Consider the following 23,711-nt stretch of genomic DNA (forward strand, 5'->3'; position numbering starts at 1 on the left):
GTCGCCCCGGGGACGAGTTCCATCCCCTCTCGGAAGGACACCCCATGTCAACGATGATCGCGGCGGCACGACCCCACGACGTCGACGTCGAGTCGTGGGTCACTGCGACGATCCGTCCGGCAGGGAGCTTCGGGCGGGACGACGTCCCTCGGCTGCACCAGATGCTCGAGGGGTTGTGCGGGTGCGCGTCGCTCGTCGTGCTCGATCTCGAGGCCACCCGGCTGCGCAGCGCACGTGCCGCCCGGGTGATCGAGGAGGCGGCGGACGGCCTCGAGCAGCGCGGGGGCTGTCTGCTGTGCATCAACGTCGACGGCGACACGCGGGCGCGCCTCGTGCTGGCCGGCCACCACGCCGTGCTCGTCGACAGGGGAGCGCCTGCCGATCCGCGGCTCGGGTTCGTCGGCGGTGGGGCCGTCCCGGCTCCGCGGGGCGACGGCTGGTCGCCTACCGTGGTGGGGTGACCGCCACCGACCAACGGACCACCGCCGCGCGCGGGTACCGCCGTGCCTCGCACGCCGGCGTGCGCCTCGGCCTGCTGACGGCGATCGTCTCCGCGATCGGCGTCTGGGGCTGCTGGCAGGTGTTCGTCAACTCGTCCGCAGGGCAGCGGGTGGACCAGGCCGCGCTCACGGGGGCGCTGTACGGACGCAGCCACCTGTGGCCCGTCGCGCAGCAGGTGCTCGACGTCGTCTCGGTGGCGTTCATCGCGATCGTGCTCCTCACCGTCGTGCTGATCGCGGCGATGCGCCGCCGGTGGATGCTCGCGATCCAGGTGACCGTGCTCCTCGCCGGGGCCAACGCGACGACGCAGCTGCTGAAGGTGGACGTCTTCCCGCGGCCCGACCTCGGGCAGGCTCCTTCCTACGGCAACACGCTCCCGAGCGGCCACACGACGGCAGCGGCCTCGGTCTCCGCGGCCCTCCTGTTCGTCGTGCCGCCCCGGATGCGCCCGTGGGTCGCGATCGTCGGTGCGTCCTACACCGCGGCGACCGGGGTGTCGACGCTCATCGGGCAGTGGCACCGGCCGAGCGACGTCCTGGCGGCGCTGCTCGTCGTGCTCGCGTGGAGCGGGCTGGCGTCGGCGCTCGTCGCGACCGGGATCGACGCGCCGCTCAGGGGAACGCCGACCGGATCGGTGCGCCGGGTCGCGGCCGGTCGACGCGCGGAGTCGACGCCGGTGGTCCTCCTCGGTGCGGTCGCCGCGCTCGCCGGGGTGCCGGCCGTCGTCGCGCTGCGCCGGACCTGGGACTCGACCGGGCCCGTCGAGTCCGGGACCGCGCTCGTGACGGCCTACGCAGGAGGCGCCCTCGGGGTGGTCGCCGCGACCTTCGCCGCGTTCGCTCTGCTGCTCGTCGTCCGTCGGACCGCAGGCCGTCCGACGGCGCCCGACACCCCACAGCGCACGTCCAGTGTTCTTCCCGCTTGACGGAAGGTCGTAGGCTCCCCCCTCGACGGCGCTCTCTGCGGTGGGCGGCCCTGGCTGCTCGGCGGTCGAGGCGGTCGGCCGCGCAGAGCATCGTGCGCACGACCCCGCACACCTCGGTACCCCCACCGCTCAGAACACGGTTCACGGAAGCAGGTCCCCATGTCCGCTCCTCGCAAGCTGGTCATCGTGGAGTCCCCCGCGAAGGCACGCACCATCGCGGGCTACCTCGGTGCGGGCTTCGAGGTGGAGGCGAGCGTCGGGCACATCCGCGACCTCCCGCAGCCGTCGGAGATGCCGGCGGACATGAAGAAGGGCCCGTACGGCAAGTTCGCGGTCGACGTCGACAACGGCTTCGATCCGTACTACGTGGTGGACGCCGACAAGAAGAAGAAGGTCGCCGAGCTCAAGCGCCTGCTCAAGGACTCGGACGAGCTCTACCTCGCGACCGATGAGGACCGCGAGGGCGAGGCGATCGCCTGGCACCTGCTGCAGGAGCTCAAGCCGAAGGTCCCCGTCAAGCGGATGGTGTTCCACGAGATCACCCGGGAGGCGATCCACCGGGCCCTGGAGAACACGCGCGACCTCGACACCCGGCTGGTCGACGCCCAGGAGACGCGTCGCATCCTGGACCGCCTCTACGGCTACGAGGTCTCCCCGGTGCTGTGGCGCAAGGTCCGCCAGGGTCTGTCCGCCGGCCGCGTCCAGTCGGTCGCGACGCGCCTCGTCGTCGAGCGCGAGCGCGAGCGGATGGCGTTCTGCGCGGCCGACTACTGGGACGTGTCGGGCGAGTTCGCCGCCACGGTCGGGCCCGACGCGGGTGACGCGTTCCGCGCGCGGCTGACGAGCCTGGACGGGCGTCGTGTGGCGAGCGGCCGCGACTTCGACGACCGGGGTGCGCTCCGGTCGGCCGACGCCGTCCACCTGGACGAGGCTGCTGCCGGCGCGCTGGTCGCCGCCCTCGACGGTGCGGACGTCACGGTCCGCAGCCTGGAGACCAAGCCGTACACGCGTCGTCCCGCCGCGCCCTTCACGACGTCGACCCTCCAGCAGGAGGCGTCCCGCAAGCTGCGCTTCGGCTCCCGGCAGACGATGCGGACCGCGCAGACGCTGTACGAGAACGGCTACATCACCTACATGCGTACCGACTCGCCGGTGCTGAGCGCGCAGGCGATCGAGGCCGCGCGCCGCCAGGCCGCCGAGCTGTACGGGCCCGAGTACGTCCCGGACGCGCCGCGGGTGTACACCGCGAAGAACAAGGGGGCGCAGGAGGCCCACGAGGCGATCCGTCCGGCCGGTGACGCGTTCCGCACCCCGGCCGAGGTGTCCCGTGAGATCTCCGGGGACCAGTTCCGCCTGTACGAGCTGATCTGGAAGCGGACGGTCGCCTCGCAGATGGCCGACTCGCGCGGGTCCACGGCGTCGGTGAGGCTCGCTGCTCTCGCGCCCGGCCTGGGTGCGGGCGGTGCCGCGCAGGAGGCGGTGTTCTCCGCCTCCGGCACGGTCATCACGTTCCGCGGCTTCATGGCGGCGTACGAGGAGGGGCGTGACGTCGACCGCTACACCGACGGCACCGAGGACGCGAACACCAAGGACAAGGACGACACGCAGACCCGCCTGCCGCAGCTCGCCGAGGGGGATGCGGTCGACTCGCGGGGTCTCGAGTCCGACGGGCACCACACGTCACCCCCGCCCCGGTACACCGAGGCGAGCCTGATCAAGGCTCTCGAGGAGCGTGGCATCGGCCGGCCCTCGACGTACGCCGCGACGATCTCGGTGATCCAGGACCGCGGGTACGTGACGTCACGTGGCCAGGCACTGGTGCCGAGCTGGCTGGCGTTCGCCGTCACCCGACTGCTCGAGGAGCACTTCGACTGGCTCGTCGACTACGACTTCACGGCCGAGATGGAGAACGACCTCGACGCGATCGCCGCCGGGGAGAAGGAGCGCGTCGCCTGGTTGACCCGTTTCTACTTCGGTGACGGCACCGGCCGCACCGAGGGCGAGGGCCTGCGTCACCTGGTCGACGACCTCGGCGAGATCGATGCGCGGGAGATCAACTCCATCCCGATCGGCGAGGGCATCACCCTGCGTGTCGGTCGCTACGGGCCATACCTCGAGGGTCCCCCGGAGACCGCCGACGGCGAGCCCCGACGTGCGTCGGTGCCGCAGGAGCTCGCCCCCGACGAGCTCACCGTCGAGAAGGCCCTCGAGCTGTTCGAGACCCAGGTGGACGGTGACCTGGTGCTCGGCGACGACCCGTCGACGGGGACGACGATCGTGGCACGGTCCGGCCGCTTCGGTCCGTACGTGACCGAGCTGCTGCCCGAGCCCGAGCTCGACCCGGGCCTGTCGGCAGCCGCGAAGAAGAAGGCCCTCGCAGCCGCACCCAAGCCGCGCACCGCCTCGTTGCTCAAGTCCATGCAGCTCCAGACGATCACGCTCGAGGACGCCCTGCGGCTCCTGTCGCTGCCGCGGGTCGTCGGGATCGACCCGGAGTCCGGCGAGCCGATCACGGCGCAGAACGGTCGCTACGGGCCGTACCTGAAGAAGGGCACGGACTCGCGGACGCTCGCGTCCGAGGAGGCGATGTTCGACGTCACTCTCGAGGAGGCGCTCGCGATCTACGCGCAGCCCAAGCGCGGACGTGGTGCGACCACGACCCCGCCGCTGCGCGAGCTCGGCACCGACCCGACCTCCGAGCGCCCGATCGTCGTCAAGGAGGGCCGCTTCGGCGCCTACGTGACCGACGGGGTGACGAACAGGACCCTGCCGCGCGACGTCACCCCGGAGTCGATCACGCCGGAGCAGGCCGTCGAGCTCCTCGCCGAGAAGCGCGCCCAGGCCCCGACCAAGAAGAAGCCGCCAGCCCGCAAGCCCGCCGCGAAGAAGCCCGCCGCGAAGAAGCCGGCCGCCGCCAAGAAGTAGCGGCGCCCCCTCCGACGCCTTCCCGACCGGGTGTTCCTGTCACCCGGTCGGTCGGGTTGTGTGTTGTCGAGTGGAGCGTTCTGTCAGCGACACGCGGGCGTGTCGTGGCAGAACGCTCCACTTGACGACGCACGGCGGGTGCGTGGGCACGTGGAGGTGGGATGTGTGGGTTGGTGCAGGGGGTCGGCGACGAGGTGGGATCGGGCGGTGTAGACCGTCAGTGGGTTGGCGGTGGTGGTTGTGGTGGCGGTGCCGGGGACGGGTTCCCAGGTGGTGGTGCCGGTGAGCTGGTAGTCGGCGACCCAGGTGGTGGTCAGGGTGATCGTGTAGGTCCCGCCGTGGGGGTACTGGTAGGCGACGGTCTGGTGGGGGAAGGGGCGGCCGGGGTCGGTGGTGGTCAGGGGCGTGGAGCCGTCGGCGAAGTCCCAGGTGAACCGGATGGGGCGGGCGGTGATGGTCACGGGTTGGCCCAGGACGGTGGTGTGCAGGGTCTGTGGGTCGGGTGTGGTGTAGACGACGGTGTCCATGTTGACCATGACCCATCCGTTGGGGGGGATGGAGACCGGTGAGGGGGTCAGGGGCAGGTTCTGCAGCTCGGTGGCCAGGGTGGCGGTGAGGTCGGGGTCGGTCACGCAGGTGGGGTCGGCCACGCGTGCCCATGCGGACCAGCCGGTGGGTCGGGTGGGGTCGCGTTCTTGGCGGTACAGGGCGTCGAGGGGGTGCTGGCCGTCGGGGCAGGTGTGTGGTGCGGGGAACGTCGGTCCGTCCTCGCAGGTGAAGTCCGCGTCGTGCAGGGGGACGTCGGTGCCCTGGTTGTCGGTGCACACGACCATCGCCGCCCGCCGCCACCGCACATCACCCTCCGGAGCAGTCGCCTTGCGCGGGGTGGCGGCTGCCGTTCCCGCGGTGGCCGCGACATCAACCGACGAGGAGCGTGCATAGGCGCCGATCGAGGGATCGACTTCGGGGCCGACATCTGCCCGGGCGGCTGGTGACATGCACAGGAGCGCGACCACGGCAACCGTCGTGCGGCTCGTCCGGTGGCGGGTCATGAGGCACCGACGAGGCGCACGACCGTGGCGATCGTCCACGAACCCTTGTAGTAGACGGTCGCGAATCTCGCCGTGTCCGTCTGCTTGTCGAGCCAGCCTGCTGTCTCACCGGTCGCGTCGAGTCTCCTAGCTGGGGCTTGGGTCGTCCGCAGGTCGACCGGGTATCCGCCGATGAAGTCGTCGAGCTCGTGGACGGTGACGACCTCGGCGGTGATGTCGCCGCCGGTGAAGGACCCTCCGGCCGAGTAGACGGACTGGACGTACTCGGCGGTCGAGGTGCAGAACTGGCAGTCCGGGTAGCTCATGGCGTTCCACTCGGTGAGGTCGCCGGTCTGGAGCACGTAGCCGTAGAGCTCGATGAAGTAGACGGCTGCGGCGGCGGCGCCGTTGGCGTCCATCGTGGACATCGCGGCCGGTCGGGTGGGGGGCGGGGCGGGCGGGTGGTGTCGGGGTCGGTGTGCTCGTCTGGCTCGGTGCGGGGGTCGTGGGTGTGGTGGGCGGCGGTGGTGTCCCGGTCGTGCACCCGGTCAGGGCGAGGCTCACCCCGAGAGTCACCGCGGCGGCGAGGGTTCTGGCCGGTCGGATGTGCCGTCGGGCCCGGTCGTGCCGTCTGGTCTGGTCGTGTCGTCCTCGCGCGATAAGTCCCACGTCGCCCCCTGCACCTGTACCCGCACCTGCGCCGGTGTCCGTTTTGTCCGCTCGGAACCTACCAACCACGCAGCCCCGCACATCGGCCCAATGTCCCGGTCTGTGGACAACCCGCCCGACCCGCCCGGTCGAGTGGAGCGTTCTGTCGCGACACGCCCGCGTGTCGCTGACAGAACGCTCCACTCGACAGCAGGGGGCGGGGCGGGAGGGGCGCGCTCAGGGGACGGGTGGGCGATAGGTTGGGGGCCATGGCACACGTCGAGGACCCGCGCACCGCTCCGCCCATCCGCTGGGGAATCCTGGGGGCCGGCAGCATCGCCGGCACGTTCGCCGACGCGGTCAACCGGCACACACGGGCCCAGCTCGCCGCCGTCGGGTCGCGCAACAAGGACCGTTGCGAGCGGTTCGCCACCGCGCACGGCATCCCGACCACGCACATCGGCTACCGCGACCTCGTCGAGGACGACCGCGTCGACGCCGTGTACGTCGCGACCCCGCACTCGGAGCACCGGGAGCACGCGCTGCTGGCGATCGCCGCCGGCAAGCACGTCCTGGTCGAGAAGTCCTTCGCGCGCAACACCGGTGAGGCCGAGGAGGTGCTGGCCGCCGCACGGGCCGCCGGGGTGTTCGTCATGGAGGCGATGTGGACGCGGTTCCTCCCGCACATCGCCAAGGTGCACCAGCTCGTCGACGCGGGCGAGATCGGGGAGATCATCAACATCTCCGCGGACTTCGGGCACGCGTTCACGTTCAACCCGGCCGGACGGCTGTTCGACCCGGCGCTCGCCGGCGGCGCGCTGCTCGACCTCGGCGTGTACCCGGTGTCGTTCGCGCACGACTTCCTCGGGGCACCCGACGCGGTGCGCGCCGTGGGCACCCTGACGGAGACAGGCGTCGACGGGCAGGCGTCGATCGTGCTGTCCTACGGCGACCGCGTCCAGGCCACGCTGTCGACCACGCTGTGGTCGTCCACCCCGACGACCGCCTCGATCTCCGGGACCGAGGGGTCGGTGACGATCGCGGGTGAGTTCTACCGTCCGACGTCGTTCGTCGCGACCCGGAACGACGGTGCCCGCTGGCAGTTCGACCAGCACGCGGACGGCGGCATGCAGTACGAGGCTGCCGAGGTCGCACGTCGCGTGGCCGCCGGCGACACCGAGAGCCCGCGGATGTCCTGGCAGGGCACCCTCGACGTGATGCGCACCCTCGACACCGTCCGCGAGCAGATCGGGGTCGTGTACCCGGGGGAGTGAGTGACACCGGCGCCGGATACCCTGGGCGCCGTGACGATCCACGTGCCGGCCGCCCCGTCCGCACCGGACGGCCCGGGCTTCTTCCTCTCGTTCGAGGGCGGTGACGGGGCCGGCAAGTCGACGCAGCTCCACCTGCTCGCGCGGTGGCTGCGCGACACCCTCGGTCGCGAGGTGGTCACGACGCGTGAGCCCGGCGGGACCACCCTGGGCGTCGAGCTGCGCAATGCCGTGCTGCACGGCGAGGACGTCGACCCCCGCACCGAGGCGCTGCTGTACGCGACGGACCGCGCGCACCACGTGCACACCGTGATCCGGCCCGCCCTCGAGCGCGGGGCGGTCGTCCTGACCGACCGCTACCTGGACTCGTCGGTCGCCTACCAGGCAGGTGGGCGTGAGCTCTCGGCCGCGGAGGTCGAGGACCTCTCGCTGTGGGCCACCGGTGGCCTGCGCCCGCAGCTCACTGTGCTGCTCGACCTCGACCCGGACATCGGGCGCGGGCGGCTGACGGGTGCGCCCGACCGCCTGGAGCGGGCGGGGGACGACTTCCACTCCCGCACGCGTCAGGCCTACCTCGAGCGGGCCCGGACCGCGGCAGCCGACGGACGCCAGCCGTGGCTCGTCGTCGACGCGTCCCGCCCGGTCGACGAGATCCAGTCGGAGATCCGCGCGCACGTCGCCGTGGCTCTCGGCCTCGCACCGTGACCGGGACCGTCTGGGACGACCTCGTCGGCCAGGAGCCCGCCGTCCAGGTGCTGCGTCGCGCGGTCGAGGACCCGACGGCGATGACGCACGCCTGGCTGATCACCGGTCCGCCCGGCTCGGGTCGGTCCAACGCCGCCCGTGCCTTCGCCGCCGCCCTGCAGGACCCGAGCGGTGCGCTCTCGTCGCACGCGTGCGCGACGGCGCTGGCCGGGACGCACCCCGACGTGACCGTCGTCGCGACCGAAGGCGTGGTGATCCGCGCCGACGTCGCCCGACCGCTGGTCGAGCTCGCCCAGCGCTCGCCCTCCGAGGGTCGGTGGAGGGTGATCATCGTCGAGGACGCCGACCGCCTGAACGAGACGTCGGGCAACGTGCTCCTCAAGGCGATCGAGGAGCCGCCGCCGCGGACGGTGTGGGTGCTGTGCGCCCCGAGCCCGCAGGACGTCCTCGTGACGCTCCGCTCCCGCAGCCGATCCGTCGCGCTCCGGGTCCCGCCGGTCGAGGCCGTCGCGGACCTGCTCGTGCGCCGCGACGGGGTCGAGCCCGGGCTCGCGCTGGTCGCCGCGCGCGCGGCGCAGAGCCACATCGGCATCGCGCGTCGTCTCGCGCGTGACCCGGAGGCCCGGGCGAGGCGCTCGCGCGTGCTCGCGCTGGCGGCATCGGTCCGTGGTGTCGGTGACGCGGTGCTCGCCGCCGGTGAGCTGGTCGACGTCGCCCAGACCGAGGCGAAGGCGGCGACCGAGCACCGGGACGCGGCGGAACGGACCGAGCTGCTGAGATCGATGGGGGCCGAGGCGTCGGCCACCCTGCCGCCGGCGCTGCGGTCGCAGGTGCGCCAGCTCGAGGAGGAGCAGAAGCGCCGGGCCACCCGGTCGCAGCGCGACGTCCTCGACCGCGCGATGCTCGATCTCCTGTCGTTCTACCGGGACGTGCTCGTCGTCCAGCTCGGTGCCGAGGTGGACGTCGTCAACGCCGAGCACGAGGACCAGGTCCGGGCCGTCGCTGCGAGCAGCAGGCCCGAGCAGACGGTGCACCGGATGGACGCGATCGGCCTGGCGCGCACCCGGCTGTCGGGCAACGTCGCTCCGCTCCTCGCGGTCGAGGCGATGATGATCGCCCTGCGCCCGCAGGTCTAGGCGGAGGCGCGGGCGCGACCCGGGACCTGGTCGGCGATGTCGATCACCTCAGGGCGCGTCGGCGAGGTCGATCGCTTCAGGGTGCGTCGCCGAGGTAGACCGTGAACGCCGCGCCCCCCTCCGGCGCTGGGCCGGCGACGATCGCTCCGCCGAGGCGCTGCACGAGCCCGTGCACGAGCGACAGCCCGATGCCGACACCTCCGGGGCGGTCGTCGCGGTACCGCTCGCCGAGCACGCCCGGCTCGAACGCGACCGCGTAGTCCTCGGCGGCGAGTCCGGGGCCGCCGTCGCGGACCTGGAGAACGGCCCGCGTGCGCTCGGGGTCCGCCGGGCTCGGGTCGCGGAGCGAGAGCACGACGGGGGCGCCCCGCGGGGCCAGTCGCAGCGCGTTCTCGGCGAGACCGTCGATCACCTGCCGGAGGCGTGCGGGGTCGGTGCGCAGCACGATCGCGTGCCCGGGCCGCTCGACCCGGAGGTCGACGTCGCTGCCGGCCCGCGTGCGCCACACGGTCTCGGCGTGCCCGAGGAGGGCATCGAGGTCGACCGCTGCGAGGTCCAGCCGGAAGTCGTCCGCGCCGAGACGGGCAAGGTCGAGCAGGTCGCGCACGAGCCCCTCGAGCCGCTGGGACTCGGCGAGGATCACTCGTCCCGCCTGCCCGGCGTCCGCACCGGTGACGACCCCGTCCGCGATCGACTCCGCGAAGCCGCGGACGGCGGTCAGCGGGGTGCGCAGCTCGTGGGACACCGACAGGAGGAACCGGCGCTGGCGGTCCTCGCTGTGCTGCAGGGCGTCGGCGAGCTCGTTGATGCTCACGGCGACGTCCGCGATCTCGGGCGGGCCCTCGACGGGCACCCGGAGGTCGCGGCGTCCGGCACCCATCGCACGCGCGGTCTCGGTCGTCCGCCGGAGCGGGCGCGTGAGGACGCGCGCCAGCGAGCCGCCGGCGGCCGCCCCGACCGCGAGGCCCACACCCATGGACAGCAGCAGGGACTGGACGACGATCGGGCGACGCTCGACGGTGCGGGCGGCGCGGTTGAGGGCCGCGTCGGGGGTACGCAGGTCCTGCACCGCCTGCCGCAACGTCACCGGCTCGCTCGCGCGCTCGGCGGCAACCAGGGCGCGTGCGGTCGCGGCGCTCGCGAGCACGGCGGCGACGAGGGCGACACCGACGCACAGGAGCGTGATCCGCGTCGTCACGGACATCGCGTGCGCGTGCGGCACGTGGGCGTCCGGGGCCGGGCCGAGCGTGCTCATCGGCCGTCTCCGCGAGCATCGGCGGCGTACCCGACGCCTCGCACCGTCCGGATCGGGCACCCGGCACCGAGCTTCGTCCGGAGCTGGGACACGTGGACGTCGACGGTGCGGCTGCCCGCAGCGGCGCTGTACCCCCACACCGTGGCGAGGAGCTCGTCCCGCTGCCAGACCCGACCCGGGTGCCGCATGAGGTGCGCGAGCAGGTCGAACTCGGTCGCGGTGAGGTCGACCTCGTCCCCGTGGTTCCACACGCGGTGCTGGGCGACGTCGAGGGTGACGTCGCCCAGCACGACGCGCGGGTCGTCCATGCCGTCGGGTCGGGCGCGACGCAGGACGGCCCGCACGCGTGCGACGAGCTCGCGGGGGCTGAACGGCTTGGTGATGTAGTCGTCCGCCCCGAGCTCGAGGCCGAGCACGCGGTCGACCTCGTCGTCGCGTGCCGTGACGAACAGCACCGGCGTGTGGTCGCCGCTCGCGCGCAGTCGACGGCACACCTCGATGCCGTCGATGCCCTGCAGGCCGATGTCGAGCACGACGGCGACCGGGTGGTGCGACTGGATCGCCTGCAGGGCGACGGAGCCGTCGGCGTAGGTCTCGACGCCGAAGCCGTCGCGACCCAGGTAGAGCCGGAGCAGGCTGGCGACGGCCGGGTCGTCCTCGGCGACGACGACGAGCCCGGTCGTCGCGGTCACTTGGCGGGGTCCTGGGCCATGTCGCTCTCCACGTCCTTCGTGAGCGACTCGGCGTCGCTGAGGGCTGCCTGCAGCTCGTTCACGTCATCTTGACCGATCGTGGCCGTCGACGGGGAGACCTGCGCCTCGGAGGACGTCGTGCCGGGCGCGCCGGTGTCCGCCGATCCACCGGTGGTGGCGCTCCCCGTCACCGCAGCGGGCACGGCGAGGTGCGGGGAGCGTGCGTGGTCGCCGCAGGCGCTCAGCGTGGTGGCGAGGGTGACGGCGACGACCACCACCCCGACCGTGCGCACGCGGGTGGCGGCGACGTCGCGTCGGTTCCCGGTCCTCACGAGCTCGTCCCGGTGCCGGTCTGGGCCGCGACCGGCGCGCAGATGTTCCGCTCGACCACGGTGAGGCGATCGGCGCGCTTGGTCAGCTCCGCGACGCGGTCGGAGCGCAGCGTCGCGCGGTCGTCGAGCCGCTTCGCCGCGTCAGCGTGACCAGCCGCCCGCTGGTCGGCGGCGCGGGCCTGCAACCACGCGACGGACCCGTGGACGTCGCTGCCGCCCTGGATCCGGGCCAGGGCCGCAGCGATGCGCTTCTGGACGTCCGGGACGCGGGCGCACATCGCCTGCACCTGCGCGAGCTCGCGGGTGATCGTGACCGTGCTCCCGTTCACGACCACGCTCGGCGTCGAGGTCGAGGTCGAGGTCGAGGTCGAGGTCGGGGCCGGGGTGCCGGTGGTGTCGGCGACGACGGTGCGAGCGGCGTCGGTGGCCGTCGTGACCGGTGCAGCCCACGTGGACGAGGCGGTCGCCGTCAGCAGCGCCCCGATGCCGAGTGCGGCTGCGGCCGTCGCCGCGGTGCGGCGTCCTGCCCGGAAGCTCTTCAGTGCCGTCATGGTGATGCTCCCTGTCTCCTGCGCGCCGGTCCGTCCGGCACGCTCCTCACGGTGGCCGAGCGTGATCAGCGGCGGGTTCGGCGAATGTTCGGGTCGTGCAAGGCGTTCCTGTGCGTGCGCCGTGAATCCGGGTCGCCGGCCGCATCCGCGACGGCGGGCGAGGCGTTGAGGGCGTGTCGCTCAGGACAGTTCGTTAGCGTGTCCTCCGTGCGTCCACCCTTCGCCCTCGCTCGGGCTGTTGCTCTCGTCTCCGTCGGTGTCGTCGTCCTGGCAGGGTGCACCGCCCCCAAGCACCAGGTGACGTTGCCGACCTCGGGGAGGACGTCGTCGAGCGGACCGTCCGCGCAGGCGAGCAGCGGTCCCGCAGGGTTCGACAAGTACTACGGCCAGACGATCGACTGGACGACGTGCGGCAGCCTGCAGTGCGCGACGATCGAGGCGCCGATGGACTGGTCCGACCCGTCGAGCCCCTCGATCTCCCTGGCGATGATCCGTTCGGTGGCCACCGGCAAGACGGTGCTCGGCTCGCTGCTCGTCAACCCGGGCGGACCGGGAGGGTCGGGCGTGGACCTCCTCTCGAGCGGCAACTTCCTGCCGACCGTCGGCGCGGACCTCAAGGCGGCGTACGACATCGTCAGCTTCGACCCGCGCGGCGTCGGGCGGTCGTCGGCGGTGAAGTGCCTGGACGCCTCCGGGATGGACCAGCTCAACGCGGCGACGTTCGACTTCTCGAAGGACTCCCAGGTGGCCGCCGCGGAGGCGCTCTACGGGAAGTTCGCTGCGGCGTGCAAGGAGAACACCGGCCCGCTGCTCGCGCACGTGGACACCGTGAGCGCCGCACGCGACATGGACCTCATGCGGGCGGTGCTCGGCGATGCGAAGCTGACGTACCTCGGGTACTCCTACGGGACCCAGCTCGGGGCGACGTACGCGGAGCTCTTCCCGACCAAGGTCGGCCGGATGGTGCTCGACGGCGCGATCGACCCGACGCAGACCTCGACCGAGATGGCGATCGGGCAGGCGAAGGGCTTCGAGGGTGCCCTCCGGGCTTACGTGAAGGACTGCGAGGCCGGCGCGGACTGCCCGTTGACGGGCACGGTCGACCACGGGCTGCAGCAGATCCATGACCTCACCGAGCGGGCCAAGAGCACCCCGCTGCCGACCGGGACGTCACGCCCGCTGACGGGCTCGCTCGCGTTCTACGGCATCGCCGTGACGCTGTACACGCAGGAGAACTGGAAGTACCTCACCCAGGCGCTCCAGCTCGCGCTGCAGAAGAACGACGGCTCCGGGCTGCTGTCCCTCGCGGACTACTACTTCGACCGCAACAAGGACGGCACGTACTCCTCGAACACGACCGAGGCGTTCCTGGCGATCAACTGCCTCGACGAGCCGTCCGACTCGAACCTCGCCGCGATGCGCGCCGAGGACGCCCAGATCGTCGCCGCGGCACCGACCCTGGGGTCGTTCTTCGCGTACAGCGGCACGATCTGCAAGGACTGGCCGTACCCGAAGGTCCAGTCGCCGACGTCCTACCACGCGGCCGGCGCCCCGCCGATCGTCGTCATCGGGACGACGAACGACCCGGCGACGCCGTACGCGTCGGCGCAGGCGCTCGCCAAGGAGCTCGACTCGGGTGTGCTGCTGACGTACCAGGGTGAGGGACACACCGCGTACGGGCGCTCCAACAGCTGCATCCTCAACGCCGTCGACGAGTACTTCGTCTCGGGGACGGTGCCGCCGGACGGCAAGACCTGCTGAGGAGCAGCGCACGCGGGTGTGGTGCGCCCGGCGCTGAGGCCAGGTCGCGACGTCCGGTCCGGTGCGGCCCAGTCGGTCAGTCGCTGCCGTCCGGGGTTTCGACCGGTCAGTCGCCGCCCTCGCCGGTCTCGGTCGCGTCCGACATTCCCATCAGGGCGAACGTCTCTCCGGTGGGGCCGGTGACGACCGCCATCCGACCGTAGGGCGAGTCCCACGGCTCCCGGACCAGGCTCCCGCCGTGCTCGGTGACGAGCGCGACCGAGGCGTCGGTGTCGCCGGTCGCGAAGTACGTGAGCCAGTGCGAGGGCAACGGACCCGTCTCCGCGCCGATCGCGCCGATGCCGCCCCGGGTCACGCCGTCGACCTCGAACGTCGCATAGACGAAGTCGCCGCCGCTCATGTCGGTGTACGTGTAGCCGAACACCGCGGCGTAGAAGGCCGTCGCGGCCGCGAAGTCGGTGGTCATGACCTCGTTCCAGATCACCGCGCCGGGTTCGTTGGCGATGGTCGCACCCGTGTGGGTCCCGGACTGCCAGATGCCGAACACCGCACCGGTCGGGTCGGCGAACACGCCCATCGACCCGAAGTCCATGACCGCCATCACGGGGGCGAGCACGGTACCGCCGGCGGCCGTCACGGCCGCAGACGTGGCCTCGGCGTCGTCCGTCGCGAGGTAGGTCAGCCAGGCCGGCGGCATGCCCTGCTGCTCCGGCATCTGCTGGGCGATGCCGGCGACCTTCTCGCCGCGCAGCTCGGCGTTGGCGTAGTACCCCATCTCGGCCGGGCCATCGGCGACCGACCAGCCGAACAGGGTGCGGTAGAAGTTCTGCGCGGTCACCCGGTCGGGGACCGAGAGATCGGTCCAGGCGGGGGTTCCGGCGGGCCAGGCCTCGTGTCGAATGCTCATCGCTGTGCTCCGTCCATGGGGTGGGCGCGGTCGATCTCCGACGATGCGCCTGCCCGTGCGGACTCGCAACAGGTGGCTCGGTGTCGCCGCTTTGGAGGCAGCCGACTTGATCGGTACAGTAAGCGACGGTTCATCGGGAGCGGCGCTTCCGGGGTGCTGGCCGCCTTAGCTCAGTCGGTAGAGCGTCTCACTCGTAATGAGAAGGTCATCAGTTCGATTCTGATAGGCGGCTCCGTGAGGAGAGGCCCTGTCACCTGCAGGTATGCAGGCGGCGGGGCCTTCGTCGTGTCGCGGTGCCTGCCCGTGGGTGCGACCGGGTCGGCGGAGCCTGTGGCCCCGTCGATCGATCTCGTCCGCGCGTCGTTGCGCACGGCTGACCGGGCCGGCGCGCGCCCACTCACGGGGACTTGCTAGATTCGCCACCATGTTCCGTAGGGCAGACGGACGACGATTCCGCGCGACCGCACTCTCGCTGGCAGTGGCAGCGAGCGTCGCGGGCTGCAGCCAACCGGCTCCTCGGGCGTACGACGAGGTGAACGCCGTCGCGGAGCAGCTGAGCCTGCGGACCGTCGGACAAGCCATGTACACCGGTGAGTACGGCGGTGACGCGGCCGGCGGCACCCCGACCGAGGTCATGGTGTTCAACGGCGCCGGGGCGCGCGCGACGGTCGAGGCCCGGATGCACAACCTGGGCTACACGGCGCCGACGTCCGCCGACGGGTGGTGGGTCCCGCCGGCGCCGTCACCTGTCGTCGTGATCGTCGTCGACCTGCCGCCCGGCGCGACCTACCCGGTGGGTCCGCGGTCCTCCAAGGTCGTCCATCGACACGCCACGGAGGTCCTGATCCAGGACCGGGGTGCTCGAGGGACGACGCCGGCGCCGACCCAGACACCGACCGCGACGGCGACGGGCTGACCGGAAGCTGCGCTCCCGTGCCGGGACGTGTGGGCGGGACCAGGGATGATGACCGCATGGCGACGCACGACCTGGACCATCTCGACGAGCTGATCAGCGCCCAGGCGCAGTTCCTGGCGACGATCGGCGAAGTCGATCCGGCGACGCCCGTGCCCTGGTGCGGGGGCTGGCTCGCGCGCGACCTCGTCGTCCACCTGGCGAGCGTCCACCACTGGGCGGCCGCGCAGGCGCGCGGCACTGACGAAGCGCCTCTTGCGCAGGGGACGCGCGCGCTCGAGGACTTCTACCGCGCGTGCGCCGACGAGCTGCGGGACACGCTGGTCGAGCTGGGTCCGGATGCCGTCGGGATGACGTTGCTCGGCCCGGGTCCGGCGTCGTTCTGGCGCCGTCGGCAGCTCCACGAGACGGTCGTGCACCTCTGGGACCTGCGGACCGCCGGTGGACTCGGGATCGACGTGCGCCCCGAGGTGTGGGCGGACACCGTGGACGAGGTCGTGACCGTGATGCAGCCCCGTCAGGTGCGTCTGGACCGGATGCCGCGGCTGCCGTCGCCGATCGAGCTCGTGGCCACCGACATCGATCGCGTCTGGCGGCTCGACACCGCTGACGACGGACCAGCCGTCGCCCGGGTGCACGCTGCGGCATCGGTCCTGGCCCTGATCCTGTGGGGGCGGCGGTCGCCGGAGGACGCGGACGTCGAGGTCGCGGGGGACGGTGCAGCGCTGCGCGCGGCGCTGGTCGGACCGCTCACGCCCTGACGGTCGGATCGCCTTCCCTCTCCCTTCCGTCTTGCCGGCCGCCACGACTCTCGGCGGCGATCACGCGCGCGCGTGCGCTCGACCCTTGACTCGGCGACCGGCAGCGTACCTACGGTGAGGCCGTGGATCTCCCGAGAGCGCGACCTGTCGACGTGCGCGTCTACGTCGGGCCGAGCGAGGTGGAGCTTCGGCAACGTGCCCGAGAGCGTGTCCTCTACCTGCTCTCGTGGGTGGCCTGGCTCGCGGTCGGAGCTGCAGCGCTCAGGTGGCACATCTCGCTCTGGTGGCCCTTCTCCGTCGGGCTCGCGCTGATCGTCGTGCGCTCCGTCGTCGACTGGCGCAGGCGCCGGAGAGTGCGCGGCGACCGCGACGCGTGAGCATCGCCCGGGCCCGCCGCGATCGGGAGGAGGCTCCCGACCGCGCCCACCCTCGACGTGAGGTCGCTCTCGGCCGGCACGTCGTCGCGCCCGGTGTCTCACCTGATGCGAGCAGGGTCCGGCGAGGACCGGCGCCGATCCGTGAAGTACGCGTTCGCCTGGTTGATCTTCAGGGCGAGGTCATGGGCCTGACGCAGTCTCTTGGCCGGGGCCTCGACGAGGATCCGGGTGTCGTCGGCCGTCGTGATCTGCAGGACGACCGGCGTGGAGATCTCCGGCGTCGTTCGGGGGGTCTCCGTGCCATCGGGCGACGCGCGACCGGTCGTCACGCGGCCGACGGATCCCTCCACGACCTCGGCTCGCATCCCGAGCACGGACCACGTGCTCGACCCGTGATGGAGCGTGTCACCGGTGAGCGCGTAACCGGCGAGGGACGCGACAAATCTGCCCTCCTCGATCCATTCGCGCATCCCCATGACATCCACGGTAGGCACGAGCCCCCAGGGGAAGACGAATCGCGAGCGGGTGAACCGCTCCACAGCGGAGGCATAGCACCACGAATCGACCGTGCCCGGGCGGGTGAGGGTGTCGATCGAGTCGACGAGCACCCGCACGGTCGACGACGGCTCTCGCTCAGGCGCCCGCTCCTGACGACGGCACGTGGGTGAGCGGGACCGCCGGCGGGACGAGGCATGTGCTCGAGACCTCCAGGCGCGCGTGCTCGACCACCGAGCGGAGCACGGTCTCCATCGTGTCCAGGACGTGGAGCCCGAGCTCGGCGGTGGCGCGCCCCGTGCGGCGGTCGTGGCTGCGGGCCACGTCGATCAACCCGCAACCGCGCCCGGCCCCGACGTACCCGGCCGACGGTGCCACCGGCTGCCACGTGCCGCCGACGGCGTGCACCAGCACGTCGCCGTCGAACCGGTTGGGGTCCGGTACCACCATCGACCCGGCCTCGCCGTGGACCTCGATGCGGGGGGCGGTCGACGCCGGTGCGTCGAAGCTCATGACGATCGTCGAGAGCACGCCGGAGTCGTGCTCGAGGATCGCCGTGACGTGGCTGTCCACCGTGACGCCGATCCGTGCACCGGCTCGCGGTCCGGAGGCGATGATGCGCTCGTCGCGCGTCCGGCTGCCGGCGCCGTACACCGCCGCAACCGGTCCGAGCAGCGTGATCAGGGCCGAGAGGTAGTACGGGCCCATGTCCAGCAGCGGGCCGCCCCCGGGCGCGTAGTAGAAGTCCGGGGCGGGATGCCAGCGTTCGTGCCCGGCGGCCGCCATCGTGGCGGTGGCGAAGACCGGGCGGCCGAGCACCCCTGCGTCGAGCACCGACCGCGCGGTCTGCAGGCCGGTGCCGAGCACGGTGTCGGGGGCGACACCGAGGGCCACCCCGGCGTCCCGGGCCGCGGCGGCCACCCGTTCGGCGGCGGCGAGGCTCGCGCACAGCGGCTTCTCCGTGTACACGGAGCGACCGTTCGCGATCGCGGTGAGCGCGACCTCCTCGTGCAGCGCAGGCGTGGTGAGGTTGAGGATCCACTCGACCTCGTCCATCGCGTAGATGTCGGTGATGCCGACCGCGCGGGTCCCGTAGGTCTGCGCGGCAGCCTCCGCGCGCGCCGCGTCGAGGTCCGTGACCGCCACGACGGTGAGGTCGTCGGCGGCGGTGAGCGTGGTCAGGTACTGCGTGCTGATGTTGCCGCAGCCGACGACGCCGACTCTCAGCGGCTCGCCCACGTCATCCCTCTCTCGATCAGGGTGCGGACGGTCGGGTGCTCCAGCACGTCGATGCTGTGCCCGGGGGTGACGACGCAGATCCGGCCCTCTCCCCACTGGCGGGTCCACACGGACGGGCAGGTGACCTCGCGATGCCAGGGGTGCCAGGCCGGCGCGGGGTGGGTCGTGGTGGCGAGCACGTCGCAGAGACCATCGGTCAGCACCCAGTACTGCTCGGTGGTGAGCTCGAAGGACTCGAGGCCGGCGACGACGGGGTGGTCGGACCGTTCGGGGACGAGGTCCACCCGGTACGGCAGGAAGTTGTCGGTCTCGTCGCCGTGCAGATCCTCCGGCGCCTTGCTCGGGTGCGTGGCGAACTGCCCGCCGATGAGGTGCAGGTAGTCGGAGCTGGCCCGGAAGGAGTCGGCGATCCCCCCGTGCCACCCCATCATCCCGGTGCCGGCTGCGATGGCGGCGCGCAGTCCGGCAACGGCCTCCCGGGATGCGGTGCCCATCGTGTAGCACTGGACGATGAGATCGACCTCGGGCATCCGCTCGTCGGCGTAGACCTCCGGGGTGGACTCGATCCGAACCGCATACCCGGCGGCCTCGAGGAACGGGATGAACAGGTCCGTCGCCTGGACGGGCGCATGCCCCTCCCAGCCGCCGCGAACCACGAGAGCCTGCCGCATGTGGTGCCTCCTTCGGGTGCTCCGACCTCGTCGTGTGAGCGTTCACCGAGACTACGTCCGCCGCACCCGCCCGCCGCCTCGTCCGCGCCGACGCCGCCCGCCGCTGCGGGCCGAACCTGCTGGTCGAGCGTCGGTGCCCCGCGCGCTTGACCCTCTGCGCGCCGCGAGGCAGTGTGGGACCACTTCCTCCCGCCACGACGCCTGGACTTGGGCCGAGCGAACCGGTTTGTGACACGTCCATCCGCGCGCGCCCGTGCTGCGCGCCCCCGGCCCCGTGAGGTCCCATGTCCGTCGAGCAGTCGTTCGTGCCGTCGTCCTCCGCCCTCCGCCGTGCGCTGCGCCGCGCCGACGACGGGGTCACCCTGGACCGCACCGAGGCGGAGACCCTGTTGCATGCCCGTGGCGCCGACCTCGACCGGCTGCTCACCGCCGCCGGTCGGGTGCGTGACGCGGGCCTGGACCGCGCCGGTCGCCCCGGGGTGATCACGTACTCGCGCAAGGTCTTCATCCCGTTGACCCACCTGTGCCGGGACCGCTGTCACTACTGCGCGTTCGTCCAGACCCCGACCCAGCTCGCGCGTGAGGGCAAGGCGCCGTACCTCTCGCCGGACGAGGTGCTCGCGATCGCATCCGAAGGAGCGGCCCTCGGCTGCAAGGAGGCGCTGTTCACGCTCGGCGACCGGCCGGAGGACCGCTGGCCGGCGGCACGCGAGTGGCTCGACGCGCACGGCTACGACTCGACGCTCGCATACCTGCGGGCGATGGCGATCCGGGTGCTCGAGGAGACCGGCCTGCTCCCGCACCTCAACCCCGGGGTGATGTCCTGGGAGGAGATCCAGCGGCTCAAGCCCGTCGCGCCGTCGATGGGCATGATGCTCGAGACGACGAGCAGCCGGCTCTGGACCACGCCGGGCCAGGCGCACCACGGCTCTCCGGACAAGGACCCGGAGCTGCGGCTGCGGGTCCTCGAGGACGCCGGGCGCTCGGGCGTCCCGTTCACCACCGGTGTACTGCTCGGCATCGGCGAGACGTACGCCGAGCGGGTCGACGCGATGTTCGCGATCCGCGCCTCGGACCGGCGCCACGGGCACGTGCAGGAGACGATCGTCCAGAACTTCCGTGCGAAGGATCGCACCGTCATGCGGGCTGCCGACGACCTCGCCACCGAGGAGTACGCCGCGGCCGTCGCGGTCACCCGGCTCGTGCTCGGACCGAGGGCGCGCGTGCAGGCCCCGCCCAACCTGACCGACCCGACCGAGCTCGGTCTGCTGGTGCGCGCGGGGATCGACGACTGGGGTGGGGTGAGCCCGCTGACCCCGGACCACGTCAACCCCGAGCGACCGTGGCCGCACGTCGACGACCTCGCACGGCTCACGGCCGAGGCCGGCTTCACGCTGCGCGAGCGGTTGACGGCGCACCCGCACTACGTCCGGGCCGGTGAGCCCTGGATCGACCCGCGGGTCCTGCCGCACGTGCGCGCGCTCGCGGACGGTGACGGGCTCGCGGTCGAGGGCCGGGTCCCGGTCGGGCGCCCGTGGCAGGAGCCCGACCCGCAGTGGGGGTCGTCCGGGCGCGTCGACCTGAACGTCGAGATCGACACGATCGGTCGCACCGGGGACCGCCGGGGAGACTTCGACGCGGTCTATGGCGACTGGGAGGCGCTCCGCGAGGAGGTCCTCGGCGCAGACGAGGCACGTGCAACGGCCGCGGACGGCGACGGTGCCGCACCGGCGTCCGACGACGACGCGGCCCCGGGGCGGTCGACTCCCGCCCGTCGCGCCGCCGGTCCGGTCCCGCTCACGTCCGGTTCCGACCCGGCGGTCCGTGCCGCGCTCCTGCGCGCCGAGTCCGACCCGGCGGGTCTCACCGACGCCGAGTACCTCACCCTCTTCTCCGCTCAGGGTCCCGATCTCGAGGCGCTCGCCGGTCTCGCCGACCGCATCCGCGCGGACGTCAACGGCGACGTCGTGTCCTACGTCGTCAACCGGAACATCAACTTCACCAACGTCTGCTACACGGGCTGCCGGTTCTGCGCGTTCGCCCAGCGGCGCACCGACGCGGACGCGTTCACGTTGTCGATCGCGCAGGTCGGGGACCGGGTCGACGAGGCCTGGTCGATCGGGGCGACGGAGATCTGCATGCAGGGCGGCATCCACCCGGACCTGCCCGGCACCGCGTACTTCGACCTCGCGCGCGAGGTCAAGGCGCGCCGCCCGGACATCCACCTGCACGCCTTCAGCCCGATGGAGATCGTCAACGGTGCGTCGCGCACCGGTCTGTCGTTCCGCGACTTCCTCACGGCTGCGCGTGAGGCGGGCGTCGACACGATCCCCGGGACGGCCGCCGAGATCCTCGACGACGACGTCCGCTGGGTGCTCACCAAGGGCAAGCTGCCGGCCGCCACGTGGGTCGAGATCGTCACCGCCGCGCACGAGGTCGGGCTGCGGTCCTCGGCGACGATGATGTACGGCCACGTGGACAACCCGACGCACTGGGTCGGCCACCTGCGCACCCTCGCCGCGATCCAGGACCGGACCGGCGGCTTCACCGAGTTCGTCCCGCTGCCGTTCGTGCACATGAACGCGCCGGTCTACCTCGCCGGTGTCGCCCGGCCCGGTCCGACCGTCCAGGAGAACCGTGCGGTCCACGCGATCGCCCGGCTCATGCTGCACGGCCGGATCGACCACGTGCAGACGTCCTGGGTCAAGCTCGGCGTCGAGGGCACGCACGCGATGCTCCGGGGTGGCGCCGACGACCTCGGCGGCACGCTCATGGAGGAGACGATCAGCCGGATGGCCGGCGCCGACAACGGCTCCGAGAAGACCATCGCGGAGCTCGAGCAGATGGTCGGCGAGATCGGTCGCACCCCGCAGCAGCGCACGACCGAGTACGGCGTGCCGAGCGCCGAGCGCGTCGAGACGGCCCGGAAGTTCGCGGACATCGGGTTCGCGGCGACCGGCCGGTCGCTCAAGGTGCTGCCGATGGCGCTCTGACCGCAACCTGACCGTGCCGGTGCTGACCTGGCGCTGCGTCGGCGGCGCCGTGAGAGCGCCGTAACGGCGCTCCGGCCGCGCGCCCCTGACGGCCCGAGCCTCGTCGTCCCGTCAGGTCACCCGGCGCTGCAGGCGCCCGTCGCCACGGGTGCCGTCGACGCGAGCGACGCCTCCACCTGAGGTGCCACCTCACCCCAGACGAGCGCGTAGCCGACGTTCTCCTGGCTGACGGACTTCGCGAACACGATGCCGATCACGCGCCCGTCCGTGCCGATCAGCGGTCCGCCCGAGTTGCCCGGCTCGATCGTCGCGGCGACCTCGTAGATGTGCCGGCGGACCGTGCCCTGGTCGTAGATGTTCTGCCCGATCGCCGTCATCTCGGACAGGATGACGGCGTCGTTCGCCCGGAGCGATCCGCCGCCCGGGTGGCCGAGGACCGCAGCGGAGGAGCCCGAGGCGACGAGGTCGGGGTCGGTGGCGATCGCCGGGTCCCGGAGCGACGGGACGTGGAGTACGGCGACGTCCTCATCCGGGTCGAAGTGCACGACCGTCGCCTCGTGCTTCCCGGTCGGGTCCTCGACGACGAGTCCGTGCACGCCGGCGACGACGTGCGCGTTGGTGACCACCACGCCGGGGGAGACCACGAACCCGGACCCCTCGACCAGCCCGCCGCAGCCGATGCCGACGACCTTCACGACCGACCGCTCGGCCGTCAGGACCACGGCGGGGTCGACGGGTGCGCCTGGGGTGACCGGCGTCGGCTGCGGCTCGCCGGCGAGGAAGACGTTCGGGAACCCGTTCGGACGGATCAGGGCGCGCAACCGCGAGACGATGTCGGGCGGCGCGGGGAGCGTCGCGTTGAGCGCCTGGATGATCGGCGACGACTGGACCTGCTTGCCGAGGTCGTAGGCCGTGACGTTGGTGAGCCCGGAGGCCAGCAGCCAGGCGAGGACGAGCACCATCGCGGCCTGCAGCGCGGCGCCGAGGGTCCGGGTGATCGGGCCGAGGTGCAGCCGGTCGCTCGCGTGGTCGAACCGGCGTGCCACGGCGCTGCCGATCGCGGCGCCGAGCGTGGCGAGCGCAGCGGTGCCGAGGATCGCGACGGCGAGCTTCGCGAGGGGCTGGTCCACCAGCTGCATCCCGTACGGCACGAGCCTGACACCGAGCAGGAAGCCGCCGACCAGACCGGCCGTCGGCAGCACGACCTGCCCGAGGCCGAGCTGGTACCCCCGGACGGCGCCGATGATCAGGGCGACGACGATGAGCAGCGTGACGAGGTTCATGTCCTCTTCCGTCGAGTCGTGGACCACGCGGCACGACCCGAGCATCCTGTGCCGCCGGCGGACCGGGCTCGGTACGGGGTCGGGCGCGCGGCCGAGATCGAGCGGGGCCGTCATGGTGGGCTGATGTGCGGACCCTGGGCGTCACGATACCGAGTCATCCTGGCGTCTGGCTCGGCACCGGGTGGGCCGACGGGGGGCTCGGACGTGAAGGTTGATCCGGAGGGCCCGGACGTCGTGGTGCTACGCTCGAACGACCACGACGACCTCGGCGCTCTGCTGGGGATCCCCGGCGATGGCGCGACAGATCGCGACCGGTTGGGGAGCGTGCAGCGGTTGCCC

General features: G+C 72.3%; 21 protein-coding genes, 1 tRNA gene and 1 pseudogene. 12 read left to right on the plus strand and 11 right to left on the minus strand.

Going from position 1 to position 23,711, the window contains the following annotated elements; all coding sequences use genetic code 11:
• Positions 1-44: 44 nt before the first annotated feature.
• The 3 genes from LJB74_RS12650 (at position 45) to topA (ending at position 4,351) form a co-directional block, all read left to right on the plus strand.
• Positions 45-461 carry a hypothetical protein gene (locus tag LJB74_RS12650; RefSeq protein WP_259308871.1) on the plus strand — a complete coding sequence of 139 codons (417 nt, stop codon included), beginning with the start codon at positions 45-47 and terminating at the stop codon, positions 459-461.
• Positions 458-1,426, plus strand: coding sequence for a phosphatase PAP2 family protein (locus tag LJB74_RS12655; RefSeq protein ID WP_259308872.1), 969 nt, complete (start codon positions 458-460; stop codon positions 1,424-1,426). The genes LJB74_RS12650 and LJB74_RS12655 overlap by 4 nt, the downstream gene beginning before the upstream one ends.
• 159 nt (positions 1,427-1,585) lie before the next feature.
• Positions 1,586-4,351: a type I DNA topoisomerase gene (gene topA / locus LJB74_RS12660; RefSeq protein WP_259308873.1), complete on the plus strand. Its 2,766-nt coding sequence runs from the start codon at positions 1,586-1,588 to the stop codon at positions 4,349-4,351.
• Between the two features lie 83 nt (positions 4,352-4,434).
• On the opposite strand, the gene LJB74_RS12665 is transcribed toward topA, so the two are convergent.
• Both LJB74_RS12665 and LJB74_RS12670 read right to left on the minus strand, forming a co-directional pair.
• Positions 4,435-5,403, minus strand: coding sequence for a PKD domain-containing protein (locus LJB74_RS12665; protein ID WP_259308874.1), 969 nt, complete (start codon positions 5,401-5,403; stop codon positions 4,435-4,437).
• A pseudogene (locus tag LJB74_RS12670) lies at positions 5,400-5,825 on the minus strand (DUF6318 family protein); the annotation flags it as partial. The gene LJB74_RS12665 and the pseudogene LJB74_RS12670, both read right to left, overlap by 4 nt.
• A 474-nt stretch (positions 5,826-6,299) precedes the next feature.
• Between LJB74_RS12670 and LJB74_RS12675 the strand changes: the two are divergent.
• From LJB74_RS12675 to LJB74_RS12685, 3 genes are read left to right on the plus strand one after another with little or no spacing between them, the layout of a single operon-like run.
• Entirely contained in the window at positions 6,300-7,304 is a 1,005-nt protein-coding gene (locus tag LJB74_RS12675; RefSeq protein ID WP_259308876.1) for a Gfo/Idh/MocA family protein, read from the plus strand.
• 36 nt (positions 7,305-7,340) lie between these two features.
• Complete coding sequence (tmk, locus tag LJB74_RS12680; RefSeq protein WP_396125229.1) at positions 7,341-8,006, plus strand: dTMP kinase; 666 nt, start codon at positions 7,341-7,343, stop codon at positions 8,004-8,006.
• Complete coding sequence (locus LJB74_RS12685) at positions 8,003-9,142, plus strand: DNA polymerase III subunit delta' (RefSeq protein WP_259308878.1); 1,140 nt, start codon at positions 8,003-8,005, stop codon at positions 9,140-9,142. The genes tmk and LJB74_RS12685 overlap by 4 nt, the downstream gene beginning before the upstream one ends.
• Positions 9,143-9,218: 76 nt before the next feature.
• On the opposite strand, the gene LJB74_RS12690 is transcribed toward LJB74_RS12685, so the two are convergent.
• From LJB74_RS12690 to LJB74_RS12705, 4 genes are read right to left on the minus strand one after another with little or no spacing between them, the layout of a single operon-like run.
• Positions 9,219-10,397 (minus strand): HAMP domain-containing sensor histidine kinase, encoded by a 1,179-nt coding sequence (locus LJB74_RS12690; protein ID WP_259308879.1) that lies wholly within the window; start codon positions 10,395-10,397, stop codon positions 9,219-9,221.
• Entirely contained in the window at positions 10,394-11,089 is a 696-nt protein-coding gene (locus LJB74_RS12695) for a response regulator transcription factor (protein ID WP_259308880.1), read from the minus strand. Before LJB74_RS12695 ends, LJB74_RS12690 begins: the two co-directional genes overlap by 4 nt.
• Positions 11,086-11,421 (minus strand): hypothetical protein, encoded by a 336-nt coding sequence (locus LJB74_RS12700; protein WP_259308881.1) that lies wholly within the window; start codon positions 11,419-11,421, stop codon positions 11,086-11,088. Before LJB74_RS12700 ends, LJB74_RS12695 begins: the two co-directional genes overlap by 4 nt.
• The gene (locus LJB74_RS12705) at positions 11,418-11,972 is read right to left on the minus strand and encodes a hypothetical protein (protein WP_259308882.1); all 555 of its coding nucleotides are present in this window, start codon (positions 11,970-11,972) and stop codon (positions 11,418-11,420) included. Before LJB74_RS12705 ends, LJB74_RS12700 begins: the two co-directional genes overlap by 4 nt.
• A 207-nt stretch (positions 11,973-12,179) precedes the next feature.
• Here LJB74_RS12705 and LJB74_RS12710 point away from each other — a divergent pair, with 207 nt between their 5' ends.
• Positions 12,180-13,733 (plus strand): alpha/beta hydrolase, encoded by a 1,554-nt coding sequence (locus LJB74_RS12710; RefSeq protein ID WP_259308883.1) that lies wholly within the window; start codon positions 12,180-12,182, stop codon positions 13,731-13,733.
• Positions 13,734-13,839: 106 nt separating this feature from the next.
• Here LJB74_RS12710 and LJB74_RS12715 read toward each other — a convergent pair whose 3' ends face one another.
• Positions 13,840-14,640: a VOC family protein gene (locus tag LJB74_RS12715; RefSeq protein ID WP_259308884.1), complete on the minus strand. Its 801-nt coding sequence runs from the start codon at positions 14,638-14,640 to the stop codon at positions 13,840-13,842.
• 159 nt (positions 14,641-14,799) lie between these two features.
• Here LJB74_RS12715 and LJB74_RS12720 point away from each other — a divergent pair.
• From LJB74_RS12720 to LJB74_RS12735, 4 genes are all read left to right on the plus strand, one after another.
• Positions 14,800-14,872: transfer RNA gene (locus tag LJB74_RS12720), tRNA-Thr, on the plus strand.
• Positions 14,873-15,064: 192 nt separating this feature from the next.
• On the plus strand, positions 15,065-15,556 hold the full coding sequence (locus LJB74_RS12725; RefSeq protein ID WP_259308885.1) for a hypothetical protein: 492 nt from the start codon (positions 15,065-15,067) through the stop codon (positions 15,554-15,556).
• Between the two features lie 56 nt (positions 15,557-15,612).
• A complete protein-coding gene (locus LJB74_RS12730) occupies positions 15,613-16,314 on the plus strand; it encodes a maleylpyruvate isomerase family mycothiol-dependent enzyme (protein ID WP_259308886.1) in 702 nt (233 codons plus the stop codon).
• 122 nt (positions 16,315-16,436) lie between these two features.
• Complete coding sequence (locus tag LJB74_RS12735) at positions 16,437-16,691, plus strand: hypothetical protein (protein ID WP_259308887.1); 255 nt, start codon at positions 16,437-16,439, stop codon at positions 16,689-16,691.
• A gap of 98 nt (positions 16,692-16,789) precedes the next feature.
• On the opposite strand, the gene LJB74_RS12740 is transcribed toward LJB74_RS12735, so the two are convergent.
• The 3 genes from LJB74_RS12740 to LJB74_RS12750 all read right to left on the minus strand — a co-directional run bounded on the left by LJB74_RS12740 (position 16,790) and on the right by LJB74_RS12750 (position 19,096).
• Positions 16,790-17,161: a hypothetical protein gene (locus tag LJB74_RS12740; RefSeq protein WP_259308888.1), complete on the minus strand. Its 372-nt coding sequence runs from the start codon at positions 17,159-17,161 to the stop codon at positions 16,790-16,792.
• 163 nt (positions 17,162-17,324) lie between these two features.
• The gene (locus LJB74_RS12745; protein WP_259308889.1) at positions 17,325-18,425 is read right to left on the minus strand and encodes a Gfo/Idh/MocA family protein; all 1,101 of its coding nucleotides are present in this window, start codon (positions 18,423-18,425) and stop codon (positions 17,325-17,327) included.
• Complete coding sequence (locus LJB74_RS12750) at positions 18,410-19,096, minus strand: ThuA domain-containing protein (RefSeq protein ID WP_259308890.1); 687 nt, start codon at positions 19,094-19,096, stop codon at positions 18,410-18,412. Before LJB74_RS12750 ends, LJB74_RS12745 begins: the two co-directional genes overlap by 16 nt.
• Positions 19,097-19,380: 284 nt before the next feature.
• On the opposite strand from LJB74_RS12750, the gene LJB74_RS12755 reads away from it, so the two are divergent.
• Complete coding sequence (locus LJB74_RS12755; RefSeq protein ID WP_259308891.1) at positions 19,381-22,089, plus strand: bifunctional FO biosynthesis protein CofGH; 2,709 nt, start codon at positions 19,381-19,383, stop codon at positions 22,087-22,089.
• A gap of 116 nt (positions 22,090-22,205) precedes the next feature.
• Here LJB74_RS12755 and LJB74_RS12760 read toward each other — a convergent pair whose 3' ends face one another.
• A complete protein-coding gene (locus LJB74_RS12760; RefSeq protein WP_259308892.1) occupies positions 22,206-23,372 on the minus strand; it encodes a MarP family serine protease in 1,167 nt (388 codons plus the stop codon).
• Positions 23,373-23,711: the final 339 nt, after the last annotated feature.

The sequence above is a fragment of the Cellulomonas sp. P24 genome, from assembly GCF_024704385.1.
GTDB lineage: Bacteria > Actinomycetota > Actinomycetes > Actinomycetales > Cellulomonadaceae > JAJDFX01.

Excerpts from the sequence above, each read along its gene's own strand:
- LJB74_RS12730 (WP_259308886.1), top strand. The coding sequence starts at position 15,613 with ATGGCGACGCACGACCTGGACCATCTCGACGAGCTGATCAGCGCCCAG.
- LJB74_RS12650 (WP_259308871.1), top strand. The coding sequence starts at position 45 with ATGTCAACGATGATCGCGGCGGCACGACCCCACGACGTCGACGTCGAG.
- LJB74_RS12705 (WP_259308882.1), bottom strand. The coding sequence starts at position 11,972 with ATGACGGCACTGAAGAGCTTCCGGGCAGGACGCCGCACCGCGGCGACG.
- LJB74_RS12690 (WP_259308879.1), bottom strand. The coding sequence starts at position 10,397 with ATGAGCACGCTCGGCCCGGCCCCGGACGCCCACGTGCCGCACGCGCAC.
- LJB74_RS12665 (WP_259308874.1), bottom strand. The coding sequence starts at position 5,403 with ATGACCCGCCACCGGACGAGCCGCACGACGGTTGCCGTGGTCGCGCTC.
- LJB74_RS12760 (WP_259308892.1), bottom strand. The coding sequence starts at position 23,372 with ATGAACCTCGTCACGCTGCTCATCGTCGTCGCCCTGATCATCGGCGCC.
- LJB74_RS12755 (WP_259308891.1), top strand. The coding sequence starts at position 19,381 with ATGTCCGTCGAGCAGTCGTTCGTGCCGTCGTCCTCCGCCCTCCGCCGT.
- topA (WP_259308873.1), top strand. The coding sequence starts at position 1,586 with ATGTCCGCTCCTCGCAAGCTGGTCATCGTGGAGTCCCCCGCGAAGGCA.
- LJB74_RS12675 (WP_259308876.1), top strand. The coding sequence starts at position 6,300 with ATGGCACACGTCGAGGACCCGCGCACCGCTCCGCCCATCCGCTGGGGA.
- LJB74_RS12715 (WP_259308884.1), bottom strand. The coding sequence starts at position 14,640 with ATGAGCATTCGACACGAGGCCTGGCCCGCCGGAACCCCCGCCTGGACC.
- LJB74_RS12740 (WP_259308888.1), bottom strand. The coding sequence starts at position 17,161 with ATGCGCGAATGGATCGAGGAGGGCAGATTTGTCGCGTCCCTCGCCGGT.
- LJB74_RS12750 (WP_259308890.1), bottom strand. The coding sequence starts at position 19,096 with ATGCGGCAGGCTCTCGTGGTTCGCGGCGGCTGGGAGGGGCATGCGCCC.
- LJB74_RS12725 (WP_259308885.1), top strand. The coding sequence starts at position 15,065 with ATGTTCCGTAGGGCAGACGGACGACGATTCCGCGCGACCGCACTCTCG.